Origin of the sequence: Streptomyces sp. CB02058, assembly GCF_001905505.1 — a bacterium.
Classification (GTDB): domain Bacteria; phylum Actinomycetota; class Actinomycetes; order Streptomycetales; family Streptomycetaceae; genus Streptomyces.
Genome location: NZ_LIPG01000003.1, coordinates 314,468 through 330,482, shown reverse-complemented (window position 1 = coordinate 330,482; position 16,015 = coordinate 314,468). Strand labels below are relative to the sequence as shown.

Sequence of the window (16,015 nt, the reverse complement as noted above, 5' to 3'; positions counted from 1 at the left end):
GAATTCCCACCGTCCAACGGTCCCGCTCCCCTTACCGCGCAAGCGCTTCGACAGTGAATCCGTGCAAGATTCACACCGGGGTTCAAGGCCTGTCAAGGTGGAACTTCATGCCGCCATCCCCGTCGTGGCCGGGCAGATCGACCGAACACCAAGGAGGCCTCGCCAGAATTACTCCGGCGAGGCCTCCGTCTCGAACAGGTCCCGGCCTATCGGACGTACGGGAGATCGAACCCGATCTCGGCCGAGGCTACTTCATAAGCTGACACCATCGAGGAGACCGTCGATCTGATTTCCCTGAGGGAGAAACCAGCCTCGTCCAGGTTTCCCGACTCCAAACTCTCGGCCAGCTCTTCGATGACCCCGTGGAGGATACCGAGGAAGTCTCCCTGCACGGCCAGTGCGGGATGCCGACGCCCTTCCAGCTGGACCACAGCGTAGTTTCCCGCAACAGCCAGGACTGCGGCCGAGACGTCCCTTTCGGTCATCACTCTTCCTGAGGACAGAAGGTTATGTGCGGCTTTGTCGTGTCGAGCGGTCCGGTGAATTGGACAGGGGCGTTCGGTCCTCTCGGCATCCGAGATTCACCGGCGGAGGAGCGCACCGCCGTACCGGGTGAGCGGTTCGGTGACCGGCGTGGCCGAACCACATGCCCCGCCATGAAGTTCAGTTCGCGTCGGGGGCGTCGATGATGTCGCCGTCCTTGTCGAGCGTGTGGGTGTCCCAGTACACGTCCCACTCGTCGTCGACCTGCTGCGGCACCTTGCCCTCCGGGTACCGCGCGTATCCGGCCGAGGGCTCCTCCTTGTCCGGGACGCAGGCGGAGCCGGTACCTCCCACGGACAGGACGGGATACTCGCCCTTGCTGCAGATGTCTTCCTTGTACTCGATGCCGGCGCATCCGCCGAGTGCCACGACTGCTGCCGCGCTCGCGAGAGCGGCAGCGATGCTGCGTGCCCGTCCGGGCCGGGAGGCGGTGGCGGCTCGGTTCGTTCTGCGGGGCAGGTTCATGCTCGTCTCCAGTCGCGTCGTTCGTTCTGCCCTCACTCTCGCCGCCCGGGAGCGCGGCGCCCTGAGTACAGGTACTTGGAATCGCACGCGTGGATACCCAAGCGGCCGCAGATCGTGCCGAGGGCGGAGCGAGCACACCCCGTTCGCGTTCCGGGCCGAGATCAGGAAGACTCGCACTCATGGTCTCGGTAGTGCAGAACGTGGCGATCGACTGTGCGGATGCCTACGAGCTTGCGCGGTTCTGGAGCAGTGTGACCGGTAGCCCGGTGGATCCGGAGGACCGGCCGGGTGCCCATGAGACCCAGGTGCTGCTGGCGGAGGGCCCGGTGCTGTACTTCAACCAGGTGCCCGAGGCCAAGACGGTCAAGAACCGTATCCATCTGTGCCTGCGTCCGGAGACCTCACGCGATGACGAGGTGGACCGGCTGCTCGCCCTGGGTGCGACCTTCGTCGGCGATCACAGGAATTCCGACGGCTCCGGCTGGGCGGTCCTCGCCGATCCCGAGGGCAACGAATTCTGTGTGCTGCGCAGCGACTCCGACCGGGCAGCCACGACTTCGTGAAGGGCTCGACGGGAACGGGCGAGCGGCCTCACGGCAACGTACGCGTGAGCCAGACCACTTCGCCGCTTTCCTCGGTGGAAACGCGGTCCCGCTCGAACGCGAGCTTCTCGAGGACGCGCAACGACGGTGTGTTCCACGCGCCGACGGTCGCCCAGAGTCGCTCCCGGCCGGTCTCGACGGCGGCGTCGAGCACCGCCCGGGCTGCCTCGGTGGCGTAACCGCGCCCGTGTGCACGCTGGAACAGCTCGTACGCGATCTCGGGCTCCTCCAGGGTGGAGCGGCTGATGATGAGCCCGCAGTAGGGAAGGACCGAGTTCCGTGGACAGCGCCTGTCAGCGACGGACCCGACCGACGGGGTGGCGTCGGGTTGTCGCGCGCAGCCACAGATGCCCCGGCACGCCGGCTCCGCCTGGTCCAGCGGCTGTCAGTCCGTCGGCCCATAGCTCGTCGTGTATCGCCGGTGCTGCCCGACGGCCGCCTCGACCACCTGGGGAAGGATCTGTCCGAACGCTTCCAAGCTGAACACGCCCCTGGCCGCCCCGCCGGCAAGGCGATGGGCACGGCGCATCGTGACGGGCATGGTCTGTTCGAGCTGGTCGGTCAGTTCCACCTCAGCCGCCCGGCTCTGGCCGTCGTCCCTGTTCCAGGGCACGATCACCGCCGTCCAGGGCTCGTTCTCCGCGTCGAGGGCGGCGAGCCTGCGTCGGCGGTCCTCGTCCTGGAGGGCCCAGCGGTCCATCAGCAGAATCTCCGGGCCGTCGGGCGGCCGCCTGCCTCCCTGGCGTCCGGACTCCACGTCGAACGACGTGATGACAGCCTGATGGTTGAGGGAACGCACCAGATCTTCGGCGACATGAGCCAGGGGGACGGCAGACACCGGGTGGTAGGGATTCCAGTCCTGCGCGCTTCCGCCGTAGTACGCCGGATCGCGCCCCTCCGGCAGACGACGACGAGTCGGCGCGACGACGGTGATCTGGATGGGCCTGCTGACTTCCGGCTCAGTGAGTGGCGGTGCGAAAGCATTGGGAACGTGGCGGAGATCGGCCGGCGCACCGGGGGCCAGCCCCACGGTGTCTCCGACGGTGACGATGCGTTTCGCAAGTTCGTACACCGCGCGTTCGTACTCTTCGGCATACCCCCTGAGCTTGATGAGTCCGTAGAGCCCGTCGCTGACGTAGCGTTCCCCGAAGTATCGGTGGTTGAACTGCAAGCGCTCGGCAGCGGAGGGCATGTGACCAGGAGCCACCGGTACCCAGAGCACGGGGACGATATTCGTCTCCGCATGCTGACTCGACCGTGCACGGTGCTGGATGGCTCGCTGCTCGAAGGCGTACCACTCCTTCCCACACATCTCGCTGGTGAAGTAGCGCGGTGAGAACAGCGGGACGAAGACCCGGCATTCGGCAAGCACCTCGCTCAGCCGCTCCGACCAGCTCTCGCCGGGATGCATCTCCCGGTCCATGAATCCGACGGGGACACCTGCGGGCAGATCGGTCATGGCCATCACATGGCCGCACAGATCCTGGAAGAATCGCTCGACCCACATGTCCGTGGACGTTGCACCGCCATGATGCGGCGTGTGCGCGTAGCTCAGGAAGAAGTACGGGGACGCCCTGCGGCGGGTCCTCCCTCTGGGCGGAACGGGGACGGCAGGGCCGAGTTCGCCAGAATCCATGTCCGTCCCAGGGCGGCCGGGATCGGGTACCGGCTCTGCCGGAGTCTCAGCAGTGTCTGTAGCCGGCAGGCCATCGGTCGCTACGGCGGCGACCGGGGTACTGGGGTCGCCGTCTCTGAGGACCTCCCCGTTGTCGGCCAGCACCCGCTCACGGATGGCTGTGGCTTCATCAATCCGACCCGCGTCCAGGTAGGACGCGGCAAGGTTGGCACGCGCGGAAAGGGTATCGGGATGACGCTCCCCGAGAATCTCCTCACGGTCAGCCAACACCCGCTCGCGAAGCACAGTGGCCTCTTCGGCACGACCTGCCCGGTTGTAGGAAGAGGCGAGGTTCGAACGCGCGGTGAGAGTGGCGGGATGACGCTCCCCGAGGATCTCCTCGCGGTCAGCCAACACCCGCTCATAGATTGCCGTGGCCTCATCAATCCGACCCGCGTCCAGGTAGGACGCGGCAAGGTTGGCACGCGCGGAAACGGTATCGGGATGACGCTCCCCGAGAATCTCCTCACGGCCAGCCGCCACCCGCTCACGGATAGCCGTGGCCTCATCAATCCGACCCGCCCGACTATATGAAGAAGCAAGGTTGGCACGCGCGGAAAGGGTATCAGGATGGCGCTCCCCGAGAATCTCCTCACGGTCAGCCAACACCCGCTCACGGATAGCCGTGGCCTCTTCGGCACGACCTGCCCGGTTGTAAGAAGTAGCAAGGTTGGCACGCGCCGAAAGGGTATCAGGATGACGCTCCCCGAGAATCTCCTCACGGTCAGCCAACACCCGCTCACGGATAGCTGTGGCCTCATCAATCCGACCCGCGTCCAGGTAGGACGCGGCAAGGTTGGCACGCGCGGAAACGGTATCGGGATGACGCTCCCCGAGAATCTCCTCACGGTCAGCCAACACCCTCATCTCGATAACAATGGCCTCATCAATCCGACCCGCTTCGTAGTGGGAAGCAGCGAGATTCGCGCGCGCGGAAAGGGTATCGGGATGACGCTCGCCAAGAACCTCCTCACTGTCGGCCAGCACTCGCTCGCGGATAGCCGTGGCCTCATTGATTCGACCCGCCCGATTATAGGAAGCAGCAAGATTCGCGCGCGCGGAAAGGGTATCGGGATGACGCTCCCCGAGAATCTCCACACGGTCAGCCAACACCCTCGCCTCGATAACAATGGCCTCATCAATCCGACCCGCTTCGTAGTAGCAAGAGGCGAGATTCGCGCGCGCAGTAAGAGCGTCGGGATGACGCTCCCCAAGAACCTCCTCACTGTCGGCCACCACTCGCAGCTGGATGTCGATGGCCTCATCGATCCGACCGGCCCGGTTATAGGAGGAAGCAAGGTTTGCACGCGCGGTGAGGGTATCGGGATGACGCCCTCCAAGAATCTCCTCACAGTCAGCCAACACCCTCATCTCGATAACAATGGCCTCATCAATCCGACCCGCTTCGTAGTAGCAAGAGGCGAGATTCGCGCGCGCAGTAAGAGCGTCGGGATGACGCTCTCCCAGGAGCCGCCCATAGTCCGCGGTGAGCGACTCCAGGAGCCGGATCTTGTCGAGCCATTCCTGCGGGGGCACATCCAGCGCCTGCTGAAGACGTTCCCTCAGGGCACCTACGAGGTGCGAGGTGGGTTCGGGCGGAACGGGACGTGTCGACGCGTCGGTCACCGGGGTCGGGGCAGGGGCAGGGGCGGGTGCTGGGGCAGGGGCGGGTGCTGGGGCCGGGGCAGGATCAGGGGCCGTCGGGATGGTGACGCCCAGCTGCCGGAGCACCGAGTCGGCCGCCTCCGCGAAAGGGACCAGGGCCGTGGGCAGGGAGGCACCCGTGGCGGTGTGCAGGACAGCGGTGAGACCCTCCGGGGTCCAGGGGCGGCTTGCGATGTGCCGGGTCAGGGCCTGGTGGGTACGCCACGCGGTCTGCCGGGTCAGCTCCTGGCGGAGGCGGGCCAGTGCTTCGGGGCGGAAGGTGTACAGGTCATCCGCCTCCGGGTTGCGCAGAACGGTGCACAGGCCGGCGGTGAGCAGTTCGGCCAAGTCGTCCAGGCGAGCTTCGGGTACGGCCTGTTCGCGCAGTGCGTGGAGGATGGGAAGGGTGAAGGTGTCGAGGGCGGCGGCGTGTACGGCGAGCTGGGTGGCCGGCGTACGGGCGGTCCGTAGAAAGGCCTCCGCCCTGGCGCCCGGCTTGAGTGCCGGAGCGGCCGGGCGGGCCGGGAGTCTGCGAGGTGCTCGCCGGGGCGGGCGGCCGGTGTCGGGGATCAGAACGGCCGTGCAGCCTTCCGGATCTCCGCGCATCAGTGTCTGGGCCCATCGCCGGAGGTCTTCCGGGTCCGTGCCGAGCACGGGGACGGCCCGCCAGGAGCGGATGCTGCTCTCCCGCCGCCAGCGACGCGGTTCCTTGGGTTCGTAGAGCCAGCTTCCGCTGGGGGCCACCGGCTCCGGCGCGGTCGTGACGGTGAGCGGCAGGTCCAGTGCTGTCCGGTGCCAGAGCCTGGGCGGGAGGGGGTTGAAGAGGGCGAGACTCGTCGTCCTGCTCCAGACGTGGAGGTTTCGCCAGAGTGTCTCGCTGCGCCAGCCCGGTGCCGCGCAGTCGCTGAGGACGAGCATGAGCCGTCGGCCCGGCTGGCCTTCGCGGCGGCCGGCTTGGCCGGCCGGGACGAGCGCGCCGCGTTGGTCGTGGAGAACGGGCTCGGCGCCGCTCCAGGTGAGGTGCCAGGTGTTCAGCGTGCGGAGCGCGCCGAGGGAACGCAGGATCCTGTTCAGTCCGTCCGCTGCCGGGTCCCACACGCCCATGCTGCTGCTGCGGTCCAGGACGACGGTGACGTCCAGCCACCGTTCCGGCATCGGCACGAGGTGGGGTACGAGCAGACCGGTGCGCGCGTAGTCCTCGACGGTCGCGTCGACGTGCAGTTCCGTCCGGTGCCCGTGCCGCCAGCGCCGCCGTAGCGGGCGCAGCGCCCGTCCGATGGCGAGGGCCTGAGGGAGCGCCGCGGCCTGGCCCAGCGTCAGCCGAACGCCTGGCCGGGTCTCCCCGTCGGCCGCGCCGTAGGCGGAGATCCCGTGCCCGCCTGCGGCTGGCCGTTCGCGCGATGGGTCCGTCGTCGGCGAGGGCTGCTGTTCCGGGGACCGCGGGACCACGACGCCGGAGCTCGTGTCGTCCACCGGTGTGCCGGGCGCCGCCGCGTCTCCCTGGTAGCCGGACGCCGCGAGCAGCACGGCATCCGCCAGCTCCTCGGCCGTCAGTCCGAGCTGGGCGGCGAGTGCGCCGAGGCGGCCGAACGGCTCCGGCGGTTCAGTCACGGCCCAGGCCCTGGAGCAGAAGGTCGGTCAGGTCCTTCCTCTGCTGGCCTTGGAGGGGCTGCCTGATGAGGTGGACGGCGTTGAGCAGTTGGTCGACGGCCAGGTGCTCGCCGTTGGCAAGCCTCCCGGCGAAGCCCGCGATCAGCTCCTGAACGCCGGTGGTCAGCTGTTCCGCGTCCTCGTCCTCGCCCGGGGGCCTGAGATGAGCGGCGACGATCCCGGTGAGACTCTCCTCCGTGAGTACGGGCATCGAGTACCGGATGCACCGTCGCCGGAAGGGTGGCGGGAAGTCGCGTTCGCCGTTGCTGGTCATGACGATCAGAGGGAAGAGCGTGCACGGGACGATGCCGTCCACGACGTCGACGGTCTCGGTGTCGTCGTGCAGCCGTACCGGCACCCGCTTCCGGTGATGGCGGGACAGTTCGGGAATCTCGAACCGGCCGCGCTCCAGGATGTCCAGGAGGTCGCTGGGCAGGTCGAGGTCGCTCTTGTCGATCTCGTCGATCAGCAGGGCACGCGGCCGGTCCACCGCGGCGAAGGCGGTGCCCAGGGGACCGAGCCTGAGGAAGGGGGCGATGTCGTCGCCGCGTTGTTTCCGGCCCCGCCCCGCGAGCCGGGAGCGCGCCGGGCCCGCCGCGTTGCGCAGGTTCTGGGCGTGGATGCGGCCGAGGGCGTCGTAGCGGTACAGGGCCTCGGTCAGGGTGCTGCGTGAGGTGATGTGCCAGTGGAGTTCGCGTCCGAGGCCGACCTCGTGGGCCACATGCTTGATCAGGGTGGACTTCCCGGAGCCGGCGGGCCCGGTGAGCAGGAGCGGTCGGTGCAGCAGGAGCGCCGCGTTGACGGCGTCGACGAGGCCGGGATCTGGCTGGTAAGGCACGCCTTCGGGGGCGTCGTTCCCCGGCATGCGCCACGGGGGAGGCAGCGGGAGGTCGGGCTCGCGTGCGACGCCGTCGCCCCGGTAGTAAGGACTCCAGGTCATGAGGTCTCCTCTTCGGGGCTGTTCAGGGGTGGCTCGAACTGTTTGCAGAAATCGAGCCATTGCCGGTCGTGCCACACCCGTCGCACCTGCCGCAGGCCGTTCGGTGTGCCGTCCCCGGGCTTGAGTGCACGGCCGGCGTGCCAGTCCTGCTCGTTCCTGATCTGGTTCCACAGCCTGTCCACGGTCGTGCGGAACTGCCCGGGTGCGGCGGTGGCGTTCTCGGGCCAGATCAGAATGGGGGTGTACGCGGCGAGGGCGCTCAGTGCCTCGTCGCATCCGGCGGGGCGCTGCTCCAGCGCCCAGGGGCGCCCTGTCTCGGAGGCAAGGCGTTCCTTGAGGTCCTCCAGGTCCGCCATGTCCGCGAGTCCCAGCCAGGAGAGCTCCGTGTCGCCCGCCTCGAGGGCTTCGAGAACGTCCTCGGCGAGGTAGTTCAGGTCGGCGGCATCCCACTCCGCCCCGTCGTCCCGCACGATCGAGTTGTTCCACCGCAGCGTGACCCGATGCGCGATACCGAGTTTTTGGAGCCCGGTCCGGGCCTCTTCCGGGTGCCACTGTGCCAGAGCCCGGCCGCAGGCGGCGATGTCGATGTGTTCCAGGCGCTCGTCCGCGGGCAGACGGCTGCGGGCCCACCTGATCGCCACCTTGATGACAGCGGTCAGCCCGGCCTCGTCGCGGGTGGGGGCCTCGAACTCGTTCGACCCCAGGGTCTCGCCCCCTTGGATCACCCATGCGTGCAACCGCCTCGGCCATTCGAGCGCGCTGTCACCGCTGCTGCGGCGTCTGCCCGCGAAGGAGGGGATCCCGAGTACGAGACGGGTTCGGGCGGACTGATCCCACTGCTGGAATTCCTTGTATGCGTCCTTGAAGGACACGACATCCCTGTGGCCCTCGATCCACTCGATCAGCTCCGCCGGGGGCGTGATGCCCGCCCCGACCAGGAGCGCGGCGACCAGCCGACCGGGCGAGGCGTGCCTCGATCGCCCGGTTCGCTCGAACCGGTCGCCCACAAGGACCGCGTGTTCGACGAGGTCACGCAGAAGAGGATCGCTCACCAGGGACGTGGGGAAGCCGGCCCGGCTCGCGGCCGTGCGCAGCACGTTCGTGCGCATGGCGTCCGGGAGGTGTTCCTTGAGCACGTGGACGGTCTTCCTGCACTCCTGCAGTCCGGCCTTGATCTCCTCGACCCACATCTTCTGGGCCGGGTGCTGGTCGGCGGCGGAGGAGGTGAGGAGGGCGGCCAGGGAGGCGTGGGTCCAGCGGGTGGGCCTGTCCGGCCATCCCTCGCTCGCCTCGTCCAGCAGCCGGGCGGCGACCGGTCCGATCTCGGAGCCGGCCCCGTACGAGGCACGTGCGTTGTGGGCCAGCCAGAGCGGGCCCACGGCGAAGTCGTACTGGTCGAAGACCGAGCGGCCGATACTCTGGCCGCTGTCCAGCTTCCGCACCTCGGCCCGGACGCTGCTCATCAGCTCGTCGTCGACCAGCAGGTGCTGGCCACGGTCCTCCAGCCCTCGCCGGAGCACGGAGGCCAGAGCGCGGGAGAGGTTCATGCCGTACGCCTCCTGGCCGGCGGCCGCGGCCATGATGACGGCGAACTGGACCTGTCCAGCCCTCACTCCGTTGGCCAGGACGTCGGGGGGAGGCGGGGCAGCGCCGGCATGACAGGTGTCGATGAGGGCGATCACTCCCTCGGCCTCGTTGGCGACCTCCCCGAGGAGCCCCGGTACGTCCACGGCTGAACCCGCTGAGGTCACCCGGGAGTCCCGGACCATGAAGCGCAGCGCGGGGGTGGTGAACCCGTGACCGAGCAGGGCCACGATCAGGACTGCGCCGTCCTGCCGCGCACGGGTGGCGGCGGCGTGGACGGCCGCGGTCACGTCCTCGGCCGTCCGCGGGTTCAGCAGGAACGAGTCCTCGGTCGGCTCGGCACCGCCCAGATGCGGATCGGTCAGGACGGCGTGCAGGTCTCCGGCGGCTGCCTCCAGCGCGCCGAGTTCGGGCATCGTGGAGCACTGGGAGGCGACCACGATCACATGACGGACCACCGCGGCCGCCTGTCAGAGGTTCTTCAGCGTCTCGGCCACAGGCCCCGCGACATCCTTGTGCGCGAGGTACTTCGTCGCCGTATGGGTCCAGAGTCCGTGTGTGTCCGCGCGTGCGGTCACCGGTCCGACGCCCAGGGCGTTGGCCTCCATCCAGCGTTCCAGGCGCGGCCGGGCGACCACGATGTCGTCGCGGTCCCAGAAGTTGAGCCAGCGCTCCACACCGGCCGGCGTACGCGGCGGCCGGGGCGCCAGCCGCTGGAGCACCAGAGCCCCCATGGCCAGGGGCGAGCCCAGCGTGATCCACAGCGGCACACGGCCGGTGTACATGTGCAGTGCTTCGTAGGCGACGACCGTGCCGAGCGAGTGCGAGATCACGACGAGCGGCCGGGACGGGTCGAGGCCGGAGAGGACGCGCTCACGGATCCGCTCGTCGAGACCCCGCCCCGTGGCGTCCGGCTCCTTCCGGGCCAGGTACCGGCCCACCTGGGAGAGGACCGGAAGCAACTGGACCCCACTGGTCCACTGCGCCGCCTGCCGCAGGCCGGGGAGCTGGAGGAGGAACGTCGCCGCGTTGCCCGCCCGCCGGACGACCTCGAGCAGACCCTGGCCCTGTACCGTCTCGGGTTCGACGGCGGCCCGGAACTCCGCGCGGGCGCTCCGGATGATCTCCACCGACCTGCGGTCACCGGCCGACTCGGCCTGGTGGTCCAGCTCTTGGATCATCTCTTCCAGGAGGGCGAGCAGCAGGGGCAGCTCCTCCTCGGAGATGCCGTCGGCGGCGCCCTGGGCACCCGCCCTGTAGAAGAGGTCGCTGTAGTTGGCGAAGCGGGTCTCCGCGGCCCACGCCTGGGTGATGCCCGACACCAGGTCCGCGTGGCCGGCCGCCCGGACACCGTTCGCGAGGAACGTGGACCACTCCCGTAGTTCCATGTCCGAGGTCCGCGCCGAGCCGATGCCGTGTATGAAGAGCAACTGCGGTTTTCCGGCCAATGTCCCGCCCCCGATGATCAGCCGCGTTTCCGAGGGGACACATTCTACGTATTCGGCATGGCCAGGAGGCCGAACCTGCCGATTCCTCCTTGATCAGCAGACGGAGCCCCGAGGATCGGCACCGGTGGAGCGGTCTCCGTCGGTCTGCTCGGGAACCGGAGGACGCGGGTCACCATCGGGCGCGCAGCACTCCGTCGCTGTCGGGGAGAGCGGCGCGGAAGAGCGGGGGATGTTCGTCGGGGGAGCGGGGCAGCAGGCAGGCGGCCCGCGCACCGGCCGCCAGGACGGCGAGTTGCTGGTGGCCCGTCTCGTCGACGACGAGATGACGGATCGTCGCGTCAGGCGCCTCCCAGACGAACTCCACCCATTCGTCCTCGGGCAGCGAGGCCAGGACCGCGTCGACATCAGGGGTGAGGTCGGGCCAGACGGTCAGAAGCGCGCGCGGGCCCAGAGTCAGGCGCAGGGTGTCGAGGCCGGCCTCGGTGAGTCGGTGCCAGCGGGAGGCGTTGCGGACGTGTGTCTCCTCCAGGAGCAAGGCCTGCGATGTGGCCAGGGCCGCCCGCACCCGTCCCCAGAAGTCCTCGTCCGCGGCCTCGGTCACCTCTGGTTGCTCGAGGTGCCCGGCGTACGGCGAGGCCGTGATCGGCTCTGCGAACAAGCCGATCTCACCGGTCCGGGCGACGGCGACTTCGCAGGGCCGGTCGCTGCCGACGTACACGTACTGGTCCCACCCGACGTGCACGGTGAACGTGTCCCCGCACTCCAGCCTGCACCAGGCACCGTTGTCCCGGAGCATGGCACGGACCAGCTCCAGTGCGGTGGGCACGGAGACCTCGGCCCCGTCGTGGTAGCCGGCGAGGTCGGGCGGGAACAGCCCTGCGAGGCCGTGTCCTTCGACCGGCGCCTCCAGACCGAAGTTGACCGGGCCGGCGACCTCGGGCTCGCGGATCTCCAGCCGGTCGACCCCGGAGTCGCGCGCGAAGGCGGCGACGGCCTCGAGGTAGGCCGCTTCGACCGCCCCGTGATCGCTCACCGAGTCCTCGGCACCGTTGTAGCCGCCGTGCTCGTCCCTGTCGGCGGGGTCGTACTTGGTTATCCGGTACGCGAAGGACGGCGGCATGCTGCTCCCTCGGGGCCGGCAAGGGGATGCCGGCGTGGTTATGGACGATCGCCGGGCGGACGGGGTCAGTAGTTGCCGTTGGAGAGGAGCTCTCCGTCCTTGTCATAGATCGTGACGAGCCCGTTGTCCGAGTCCTTCCAATCGGCGAACGCGGAAGCGAGCAGCTTGCCGTCACCCTGGTGCGGGCCCATGAGTCCGCCCGCGTAGTCGGTGTAGACATCCGCTGCGTCAAGGATGCCGTTGTCGCTGTCGGCGCCCTGCACCTTGACGATGTGCTCGGCCGCGGCCTTCTCCGCCGGAGTGCCGTTCTTGGCGATGAACGCCTTGAACTCGTCGGCCTGCGTCAGCTCCTTCTCCGGTGCGGGCTTCGGGGCGGGTTCCTCGGCCGCCTCCTTCGCGGGTACGGCCGGCTCGGTGCCGGCCTCCTCCTCGCCGGGCTTCGCGTCAGCCGCGTCGCTGGGGCTGGTCGCCGCGGTGTCGGATGCGGTGCTGCCGGGGTCGGTGTCTCCGCCCGCGACGATCCCGATGACGACGACGAGAACGAAGAAGACGCCGAAGAGGCCGCCGATGATGGCCAGGGCCGTGTGCCGCCCGTTCCAGGACTTCCGCTGCGGGGGAACGGGGGCGCCCGGGTATCCGCCGGGAGCACCGACGTACGGCGGCGGGCCCTGGTAGGGGGCCTGGCCCTGGTACAGGGGCTGACCCTGGTGCGGGGCCTGACCCTGGTGCGGAGGCTGACCCTGGTAGGGGTCCTGGGGCTGCTGGTTCGGGTGGTGCGGGTACGGGTGGGACACGGGCTGCCTGCCTGTCGTGGACGGTTGCCGAACGAGGGAGTCACGACGGCATGTGAACAAAGTGTGTGACACCTGTGGAGCCGAGATGGTTGCAACCGGTGGGCACGATTCCGCGTACGTCGGGCGACTGCGGAGCGGTTCGTCGCGTCTGCGCGCGTTGTCCGCTGATGCGGCACAGGCCGGCTGCGCCTCGTTACTCTGGGCGCGTGATCAACTCATGCGCGAGTTCCGACGATGCCGAGGTCGCGATAGCCGGAGCACGTACCGGCGCGGACCTGGTGCGCGCCATGTATGGTCAGCGGCTTGCCCGCATCGACAAGGGCGCCGGCGACTTCGCCACCGCCGCCGACGTGGAGGCCGAGAAGGCGATCCTCGGTGTCATCCGTGCCGCTCGGCCCGATGACGCGGTGCTCGGTGAGGAAGGCGGGGAGCACGGCGCCGCCGACTCCGCGCGTCGGTGGCTGGTGGATCCCCTGTGCGGCACGCTGAACTACGCCGCCGGCACCATGCTGGTGGCTGTCAACGTGGCGCTGCGCGACGGGGCGGCGGCTGTGGCCGATCCGTTCAGCGGCGAGGTCTTCTTCACCGACGGGAAGACCGCCTGGGTGCGGCAGGACGAGGTGGACGCCCCGTTGGTACCCACCGGTGCCACGCGGCTGGTGGACGTCAATCTGGATCCGCCGTTCCCGAGTGCCCCGGAATTCAGGGCCGTTGACCTGCTGGCTCACCCCGACTTCGTCGAGTGGTTCGGGCCGCGTGTCGTATCCACGACGCTGGCGTTGGCCTGGGTCGCGGCCGGCAAGCGGGCCGCCTACGTCACCGACGGCGGTGACCTGTCCGGGAGCGTGCACTTCGCCGCCGGTATCGCCGTGTGCCGGGCTGCCGGCTGCGTGGTCACCGGAATCGACGGCGCTCCGGTCGGTCAGGCAGGCCGGGGGCTCGTGGCGGCGGCCGACGCCGAGACCCACGGACTGCTGATCTCGATGATCCGCAGCCTGCGTTAGGCCGTTTCCTTCGGGTCAGGCCGCGAGCCCGGCAGGATCCGGAAGAGACGGCCTGGAGCCGTCACCTCGTGGGTGCGCCGGGTTGGCCGGGCCGCCGGCTGCGAGGGCCCGCCCCACCTGACTCCCTTCTCCCCTCGGACGCCGACGCGTTCGCGTCATCGGGAGGCCAGGACGCCGGGGTGCCATGCGTTCCGGTTGCGCCGGGCGCGGGTCGCCAGGGGTCTCCGCGTCCGGACCGGATGCCTCGACGGATGAGCGCCCGCATCCGGGATCGTGCCGCACGTGCATCACGTCACGTGAGACGACCGAGCGTTGACCGGTGCGGCCGGCCTGGCGGCATGCTCGATCTTCGCGCAGTAGGCCGCACGGGCTTCCGCATCGATCTGCTTCTCGTGTTCGGCTCGCAACCCGGTCCGGCCGTCGAGGCCCTCGCGCAGGATGTCGGCGTGCCCGGCATGCCGGATGGACTCGCCCAGGACATGGACCATGACGGCGAACAGATTCGTGTCGGCATGAGGCTCCGGCCACCACGGCACATGGCCGGGGGCGTCAAGGGGAAGCTCGTCGATCGTCGCGTCCGAGTGTCCCCACGTGCGCCGGTAGAACCCGATGATCTGCTCGCGGGTCTCGTCCTCGGTCGCCCACAGGTCGCTGCCGTCGGAGTCCTGCCATGGGGGCAGCGCTTCCGGGGAAGGCCGGTCGAACACCTCGCCGAAGTACCTGGCCTCGACAGTGGCCACGTGTTTGACCAGGCCGAGGAGGTTGGTCCCGGTCGCCGTCAGAGGCCGGCGGGTGTCGTACTCGGACAAGCCGTCGAGTTTCCAGAGGAGCGCCTCGCGGTCCCGCCGCAGTCTCCCGTGCAGGTTGTCCTTCGCGAATCCGTCGATCATGCGGCATGAGACTGCCATGCGCCGCTCGTGGCCTCAAGATCCCGTACGCGGTCCCGCAACGACTGGCGGCACCGTGACCCGCCCCGTGAGGTGCCCGAGCCCTACTGCTCCAGCGCGATCATCTCGATCTCGTCCGGACCTTCCCCCGGTTCTACCAGGAGCCCGGCGCAGGCCCTCGATCGCCACTCGACACCCGCGTCGGCGACTCTCCGGTCAGCGGAGCCCGCGCTTCTCCCGTTCGGCTTCGATCAGTCCCTCCATGAGCTTCTCCGGGTCCACCGTGTATTCGGTGTCGTCGAGGGCGTCGAAGTCCTCGGTGCTCAGCGGCAGTCCGAGCGCGGCGAGTTCGGTGGCCAGCCGGGTGAACGCGATGCGCTCATCGGGCTCGTCCTGATAGCCCGCCCGCTCGGCGGCGGTGCCCTCGGTCAGCGTGAGGCCCGCCATGCTCCAGAAGGTGAACTCGGTGTCCAGCTCTATGAGGTGCCAGGCACGGTCCGCGGGTTCGTCGGGGTGCAGCCAGTAGCCGACCCACCCCTTTCCGCCCTTCGCGACGAGCTTGACGTGCCGGGCCATCTCCGCGGCTCCGGCGTTGACGGCCTGCATCTCCGGGTCCGCGCGTTCCTCCTCGCTCAGATAGCTGGTGTCCAGGAGCGGGTGGACCTCCCCCGCCTCGAAGAATTCGAGGTTCAGGAGGTGGGCGAATTCGGTCCGCCCCTCCCACTGCGCCACCAGCAGCAGGCGCAGATCGTCGGGCACGGGACGCCCGTCCAGGCGCTCGCGGGAGAACCCGGCGAGCCGTTCGTCGTACATGCGCCCTCTCCAGAGATGGAAGACCGAAGCAAGATCCTCGTGCCAACGTAACAGCGGGGTCCGACAAGAGCCTGGGCCTGCCCGGCGGCGGCGACCCGGACCGGGTAGTCCGCGCGCCGGGTCACTGCGCCGGGACCTCCCGGCGGGCGAACAGGACGGCTCCCGGCAGGCTCTCGTCCAGGTCGAGCAGCATCTGCGCCTGGACGGTGAATCCGGCGTCGCGCAGCCAGGCGGTCACCCGGTCGGGCAGGCGGCGGTGGACGTGGACCTTCATCGGGTGGCCGCCGTAGCCCTGCGTCTTCAGTCGTGACTCGTCGCCCATGTGGAAGCCGAGCAGCAGCGGTGCGCCGGGGCGCAGCACGCGCCGGAACTCGGCGAGGACCGTGGGAACCGAGTCGTCGGGGATGTGGATCAGCGACCAGAAGGCGAGCAGGGCTCCGACCGAACCGTCTGCCTGCGCCAGTTCGGTCATCGAGCCGACCTCGAAGCGCAGGTGGGGGTGGTCGCGTCGGGCCACGTCGATCATCCCGGGTGAGAGATCGATACCGAACGCGTCGACGCCCAGCCCGTGCAGGTGGGCGGTGACGTGCCCCGGGCCGCATCCCACGTCCGCCACGGGACCGCCGCCGGCGGTGTGGACCAGTTCGGCGAAGAGCGCCAGCGCCGCCCGGAGGTACGGCTCCCCCGCCAGGGCCTCGCGCAGCTGGGCGGCATAGCTGTCCGCGACCGTGTCGTAGGAACTCCGGGTGTCCGCCAGCCATTCGTCCGCGTTCATGCTGCGACACGGTAGCCGCAGCCCGCGCGTGCGGGGCACGGGGTCCCGGTCCGGCTCGGACGAGCGGTCGG

At 69.3% G+C, this 16,015-nt stretch carries 13 protein-coding genes and 1 pseudogene; 2 read left to right on the top strand and 12 right to left on the bottom strand.

Translation table 11 applies throughout. The features are described from left to right. Nucleotides 1-206: 206 nt before the first annotated feature. The gene (locus AMK10_RS15155) at nucleotides 207-485 is read right to left on the bottom strand and encodes a DUF6959 family protein (RefSeq protein ID WP_073748308.1); all 279 of its coding nucleotides are present in this window, start codon (nucleotides 483-485) and stop codon (nucleotides 207-209) included. Between the two features lie 178 nt (nucleotides 486-663). Beyond that, nucleotides 664-1,008 (bottom strand): SCO0607 family lipoprotein, encoded by a 345-nt coding sequence (locus tag AMK10_RS15150; RefSeq protein ID WP_382565210.1) that lies wholly within the window; start codon nucleotides 1,006-1,008, stop codon nucleotides 664-666. A gap of 179 nt (nucleotides 1,009-1,187) precedes the next feature. On the opposite strand from AMK10_RS15150, the gene AMK10_RS15145 reads away from it, so the two are divergent. After that, nucleotides 1,188-1,571 (top strand): VOC family protein, encoded by a 384-nt coding sequence (locus AMK10_RS15145; protein ID WP_073748307.1) that lies wholly within the window; start codon nucleotides 1,188-1,190, stop codon nucleotides 1,569-1,571. Nucleotides 1,572-1,599: 28 nt separating this feature from the next. On the opposite strand, the pseudogene AMK10_RS15140 reads toward AMK10_RS15145, so the two are convergent. The 7 genes and pseudogenes from AMK10_RS15140 to AMK10_RS15100 form a co-directional block, all read right to left on the bottom strand. Then, nucleotides 1,600-1,875, bottom strand: a pseudogene (locus AMK10_RS15140) (GNAT family N-acetyltransferase); the annotation flags it as partial. A gap of 120 nt (nucleotides 1,876-1,995) precedes the next feature. Beyond that, nucleotides 1,996-6,540: a TIR-like protein FxsC gene (locus tag AMK10_RS15135; protein ID WP_241839547.1), complete on the bottom strand. Its 4,545-nt coding sequence runs from the start codon at nucleotides 6,538-6,540 to the stop codon at nucleotides 1,996-1,998. Next, the gene (locus AMK10_RS15120) at nucleotides 6,533-7,519 is read right to left on the bottom strand and encodes an AAA family ATPase (protein WP_073748303.1); all 987 of its coding nucleotides are present in this window, start codon (nucleotides 7,517-7,519) and stop codon (nucleotides 6,533-6,535) included. Before AMK10_RS15120 ends, AMK10_RS15135 begins: the two co-directional genes overlap by 8 nt. Beyond that, nucleotides 7,516-9,561, bottom strand: a complete 2,046-nt coding sequence (locus AMK10_RS15115; RefSeq protein WP_073748302.1) for a hypothetical protein — start codon at nucleotides 9,559-9,561, stop codon at nucleotides 7,516-7,518. The genes AMK10_RS15120 and AMK10_RS15115 overlap by 4 nt, the downstream gene beginning before the upstream one ends. A 12-nt stretch (nucleotides 9,562-9,573) precedes the next feature. After that, nucleotides 9,574-10,533 (bottom strand): hypothetical protein, encoded by a 960-nt coding sequence (locus AMK10_RS15110; RefSeq protein ID WP_241839546.1) that lies wholly within the window; start codon nucleotides 10,531-10,533, stop codon nucleotides 9,574-9,576. A gap of 187 nt (nucleotides 10,534-10,720) precedes the next feature. Beyond that, complete coding sequence (locus AMK10_RS15105) at nucleotides 10,721-11,671, bottom strand: RNA-binding protein (protein ID WP_073748300.1); 951 nt, start codon at nucleotides 11,669-11,671, stop codon at nucleotides 10,721-10,723. A gap of 65 nt (nucleotides 11,672-11,736) precedes the next feature. After that, entirely contained in the window at nucleotides 11,737-12,465 is a 729-nt protein-coding gene (locus AMK10_RS15100; RefSeq protein ID WP_338014639.1) for a hypothetical protein, read from the bottom strand. 206 nt (nucleotides 12,466-12,671) lie between these two features. Here AMK10_RS15100 and AMK10_RS15095 point away from each other — a divergent pair, with 206 nt between their 5' ends. After that, entirely contained in the window at nucleotides 12,672-13,469 is a 798-nt protein-coding gene (locus AMK10_RS15095) for an inositol monophosphatase family protein (protein ID WP_073748299.1), read from the top strand. A gap of 287 nt (nucleotides 13,470-13,756) precedes the next feature. Here AMK10_RS15095 and AMK10_RS15090 read toward each other — a convergent pair whose 3' ends face one another. From AMK10_RS15090 to AMK10_RS15080, 3 genes are all read right to left on the bottom strand, one after another. Further along, nucleotides 13,757-14,359: a DinB family protein gene (locus AMK10_RS15090; RefSeq protein WP_073748298.1), complete on the bottom strand. Its 603-nt coding sequence runs from the start codon at nucleotides 14,357-14,359 to the stop codon at nucleotides 13,757-13,759. Nucleotides 14,360-14,572: 213 nt separating this feature from the next. After that, on the bottom strand, nucleotides 14,573-15,169 hold the full coding sequence (locus AMK10_RS15085; protein ID WP_073748297.1) for a hypothetical protein: 597 nt from the start codon (nucleotides 15,167-15,169) through the stop codon (nucleotides 14,573-14,575). Nucleotides 15,170-15,290: 121 nt separating this feature from the next. Beyond that, on the bottom strand, nucleotides 15,291-15,944 hold the full coding sequence (locus AMK10_RS15080) for a class I SAM-dependent DNA methyltransferase (RefSeq protein WP_073748296.1): 654 nt from the start codon (nucleotides 15,942-15,944) through the stop codon (nucleotides 15,291-15,293). Nucleotides 15,945-16,015: the final 71 nt, after the last annotated feature.

What these genes read in the sequence shown, in the direction of transcription:
- AMK10_RS15155 (WP_073748308.1), bottom strand. Translation starts at nt 485, where the DNA reads ATGACCGAAAGGGACGTCTCGGCCGCAGTCCTGGCTGTTGCGGGAAAC.
- AMK10_RS15150 (WP_382565210.1), bottom strand. Translation starts at nt 1,008, where the DNA reads ATGAACCTGCCCCGCAGAACGAACCGAGCCGCCACCGCCTCCCGGCCC.
- AMK10_RS15145 (WP_073748307.1), top strand. Translation starts at nt 1,188, where the DNA reads ATGGTCTCGGTAGTGCAGAACGTGGCGATCGACTGTGCGGATGCCTAC.
- AMK10_RS15120 (WP_073748303.1), bottom strand. Translation starts at nt 7,519, where the DNA reads ATGACCTGGAGTCCTTACTACCGGGGCGACGGCGTCGCACGCGAGCCC.
- AMK10_RS15105 (WP_073748300.1), bottom strand. Translation starts at nt 11,671, where the DNA reads ATGCCGCCGTCCTTCGCGTACCGGATAACCAAGTACGACCCCGCCGAC.
- AMK10_RS15090 (WP_073748298.1), bottom strand. Translation starts at nt 14,359, where the DNA reads ATGATCGACGGATTCGCGAAGGACAACCTGCACGGGAGACTGCGGCGG.
- AMK10_RS15085 (WP_073748297.1), bottom strand. Translation starts at nt 15,169, where the DNA reads ATGTACGACGAACGGCTCGCCGGGTTCTCCCGCGAGCGCCTGGACGGG.
- AMK10_RS15080 (WP_073748296.1), bottom strand. Translation starts at nt 15,944, where the DNA reads ATGAACGCGGACGAATGGCTGGCGGACACCCGGAGTTCCTACGACACG.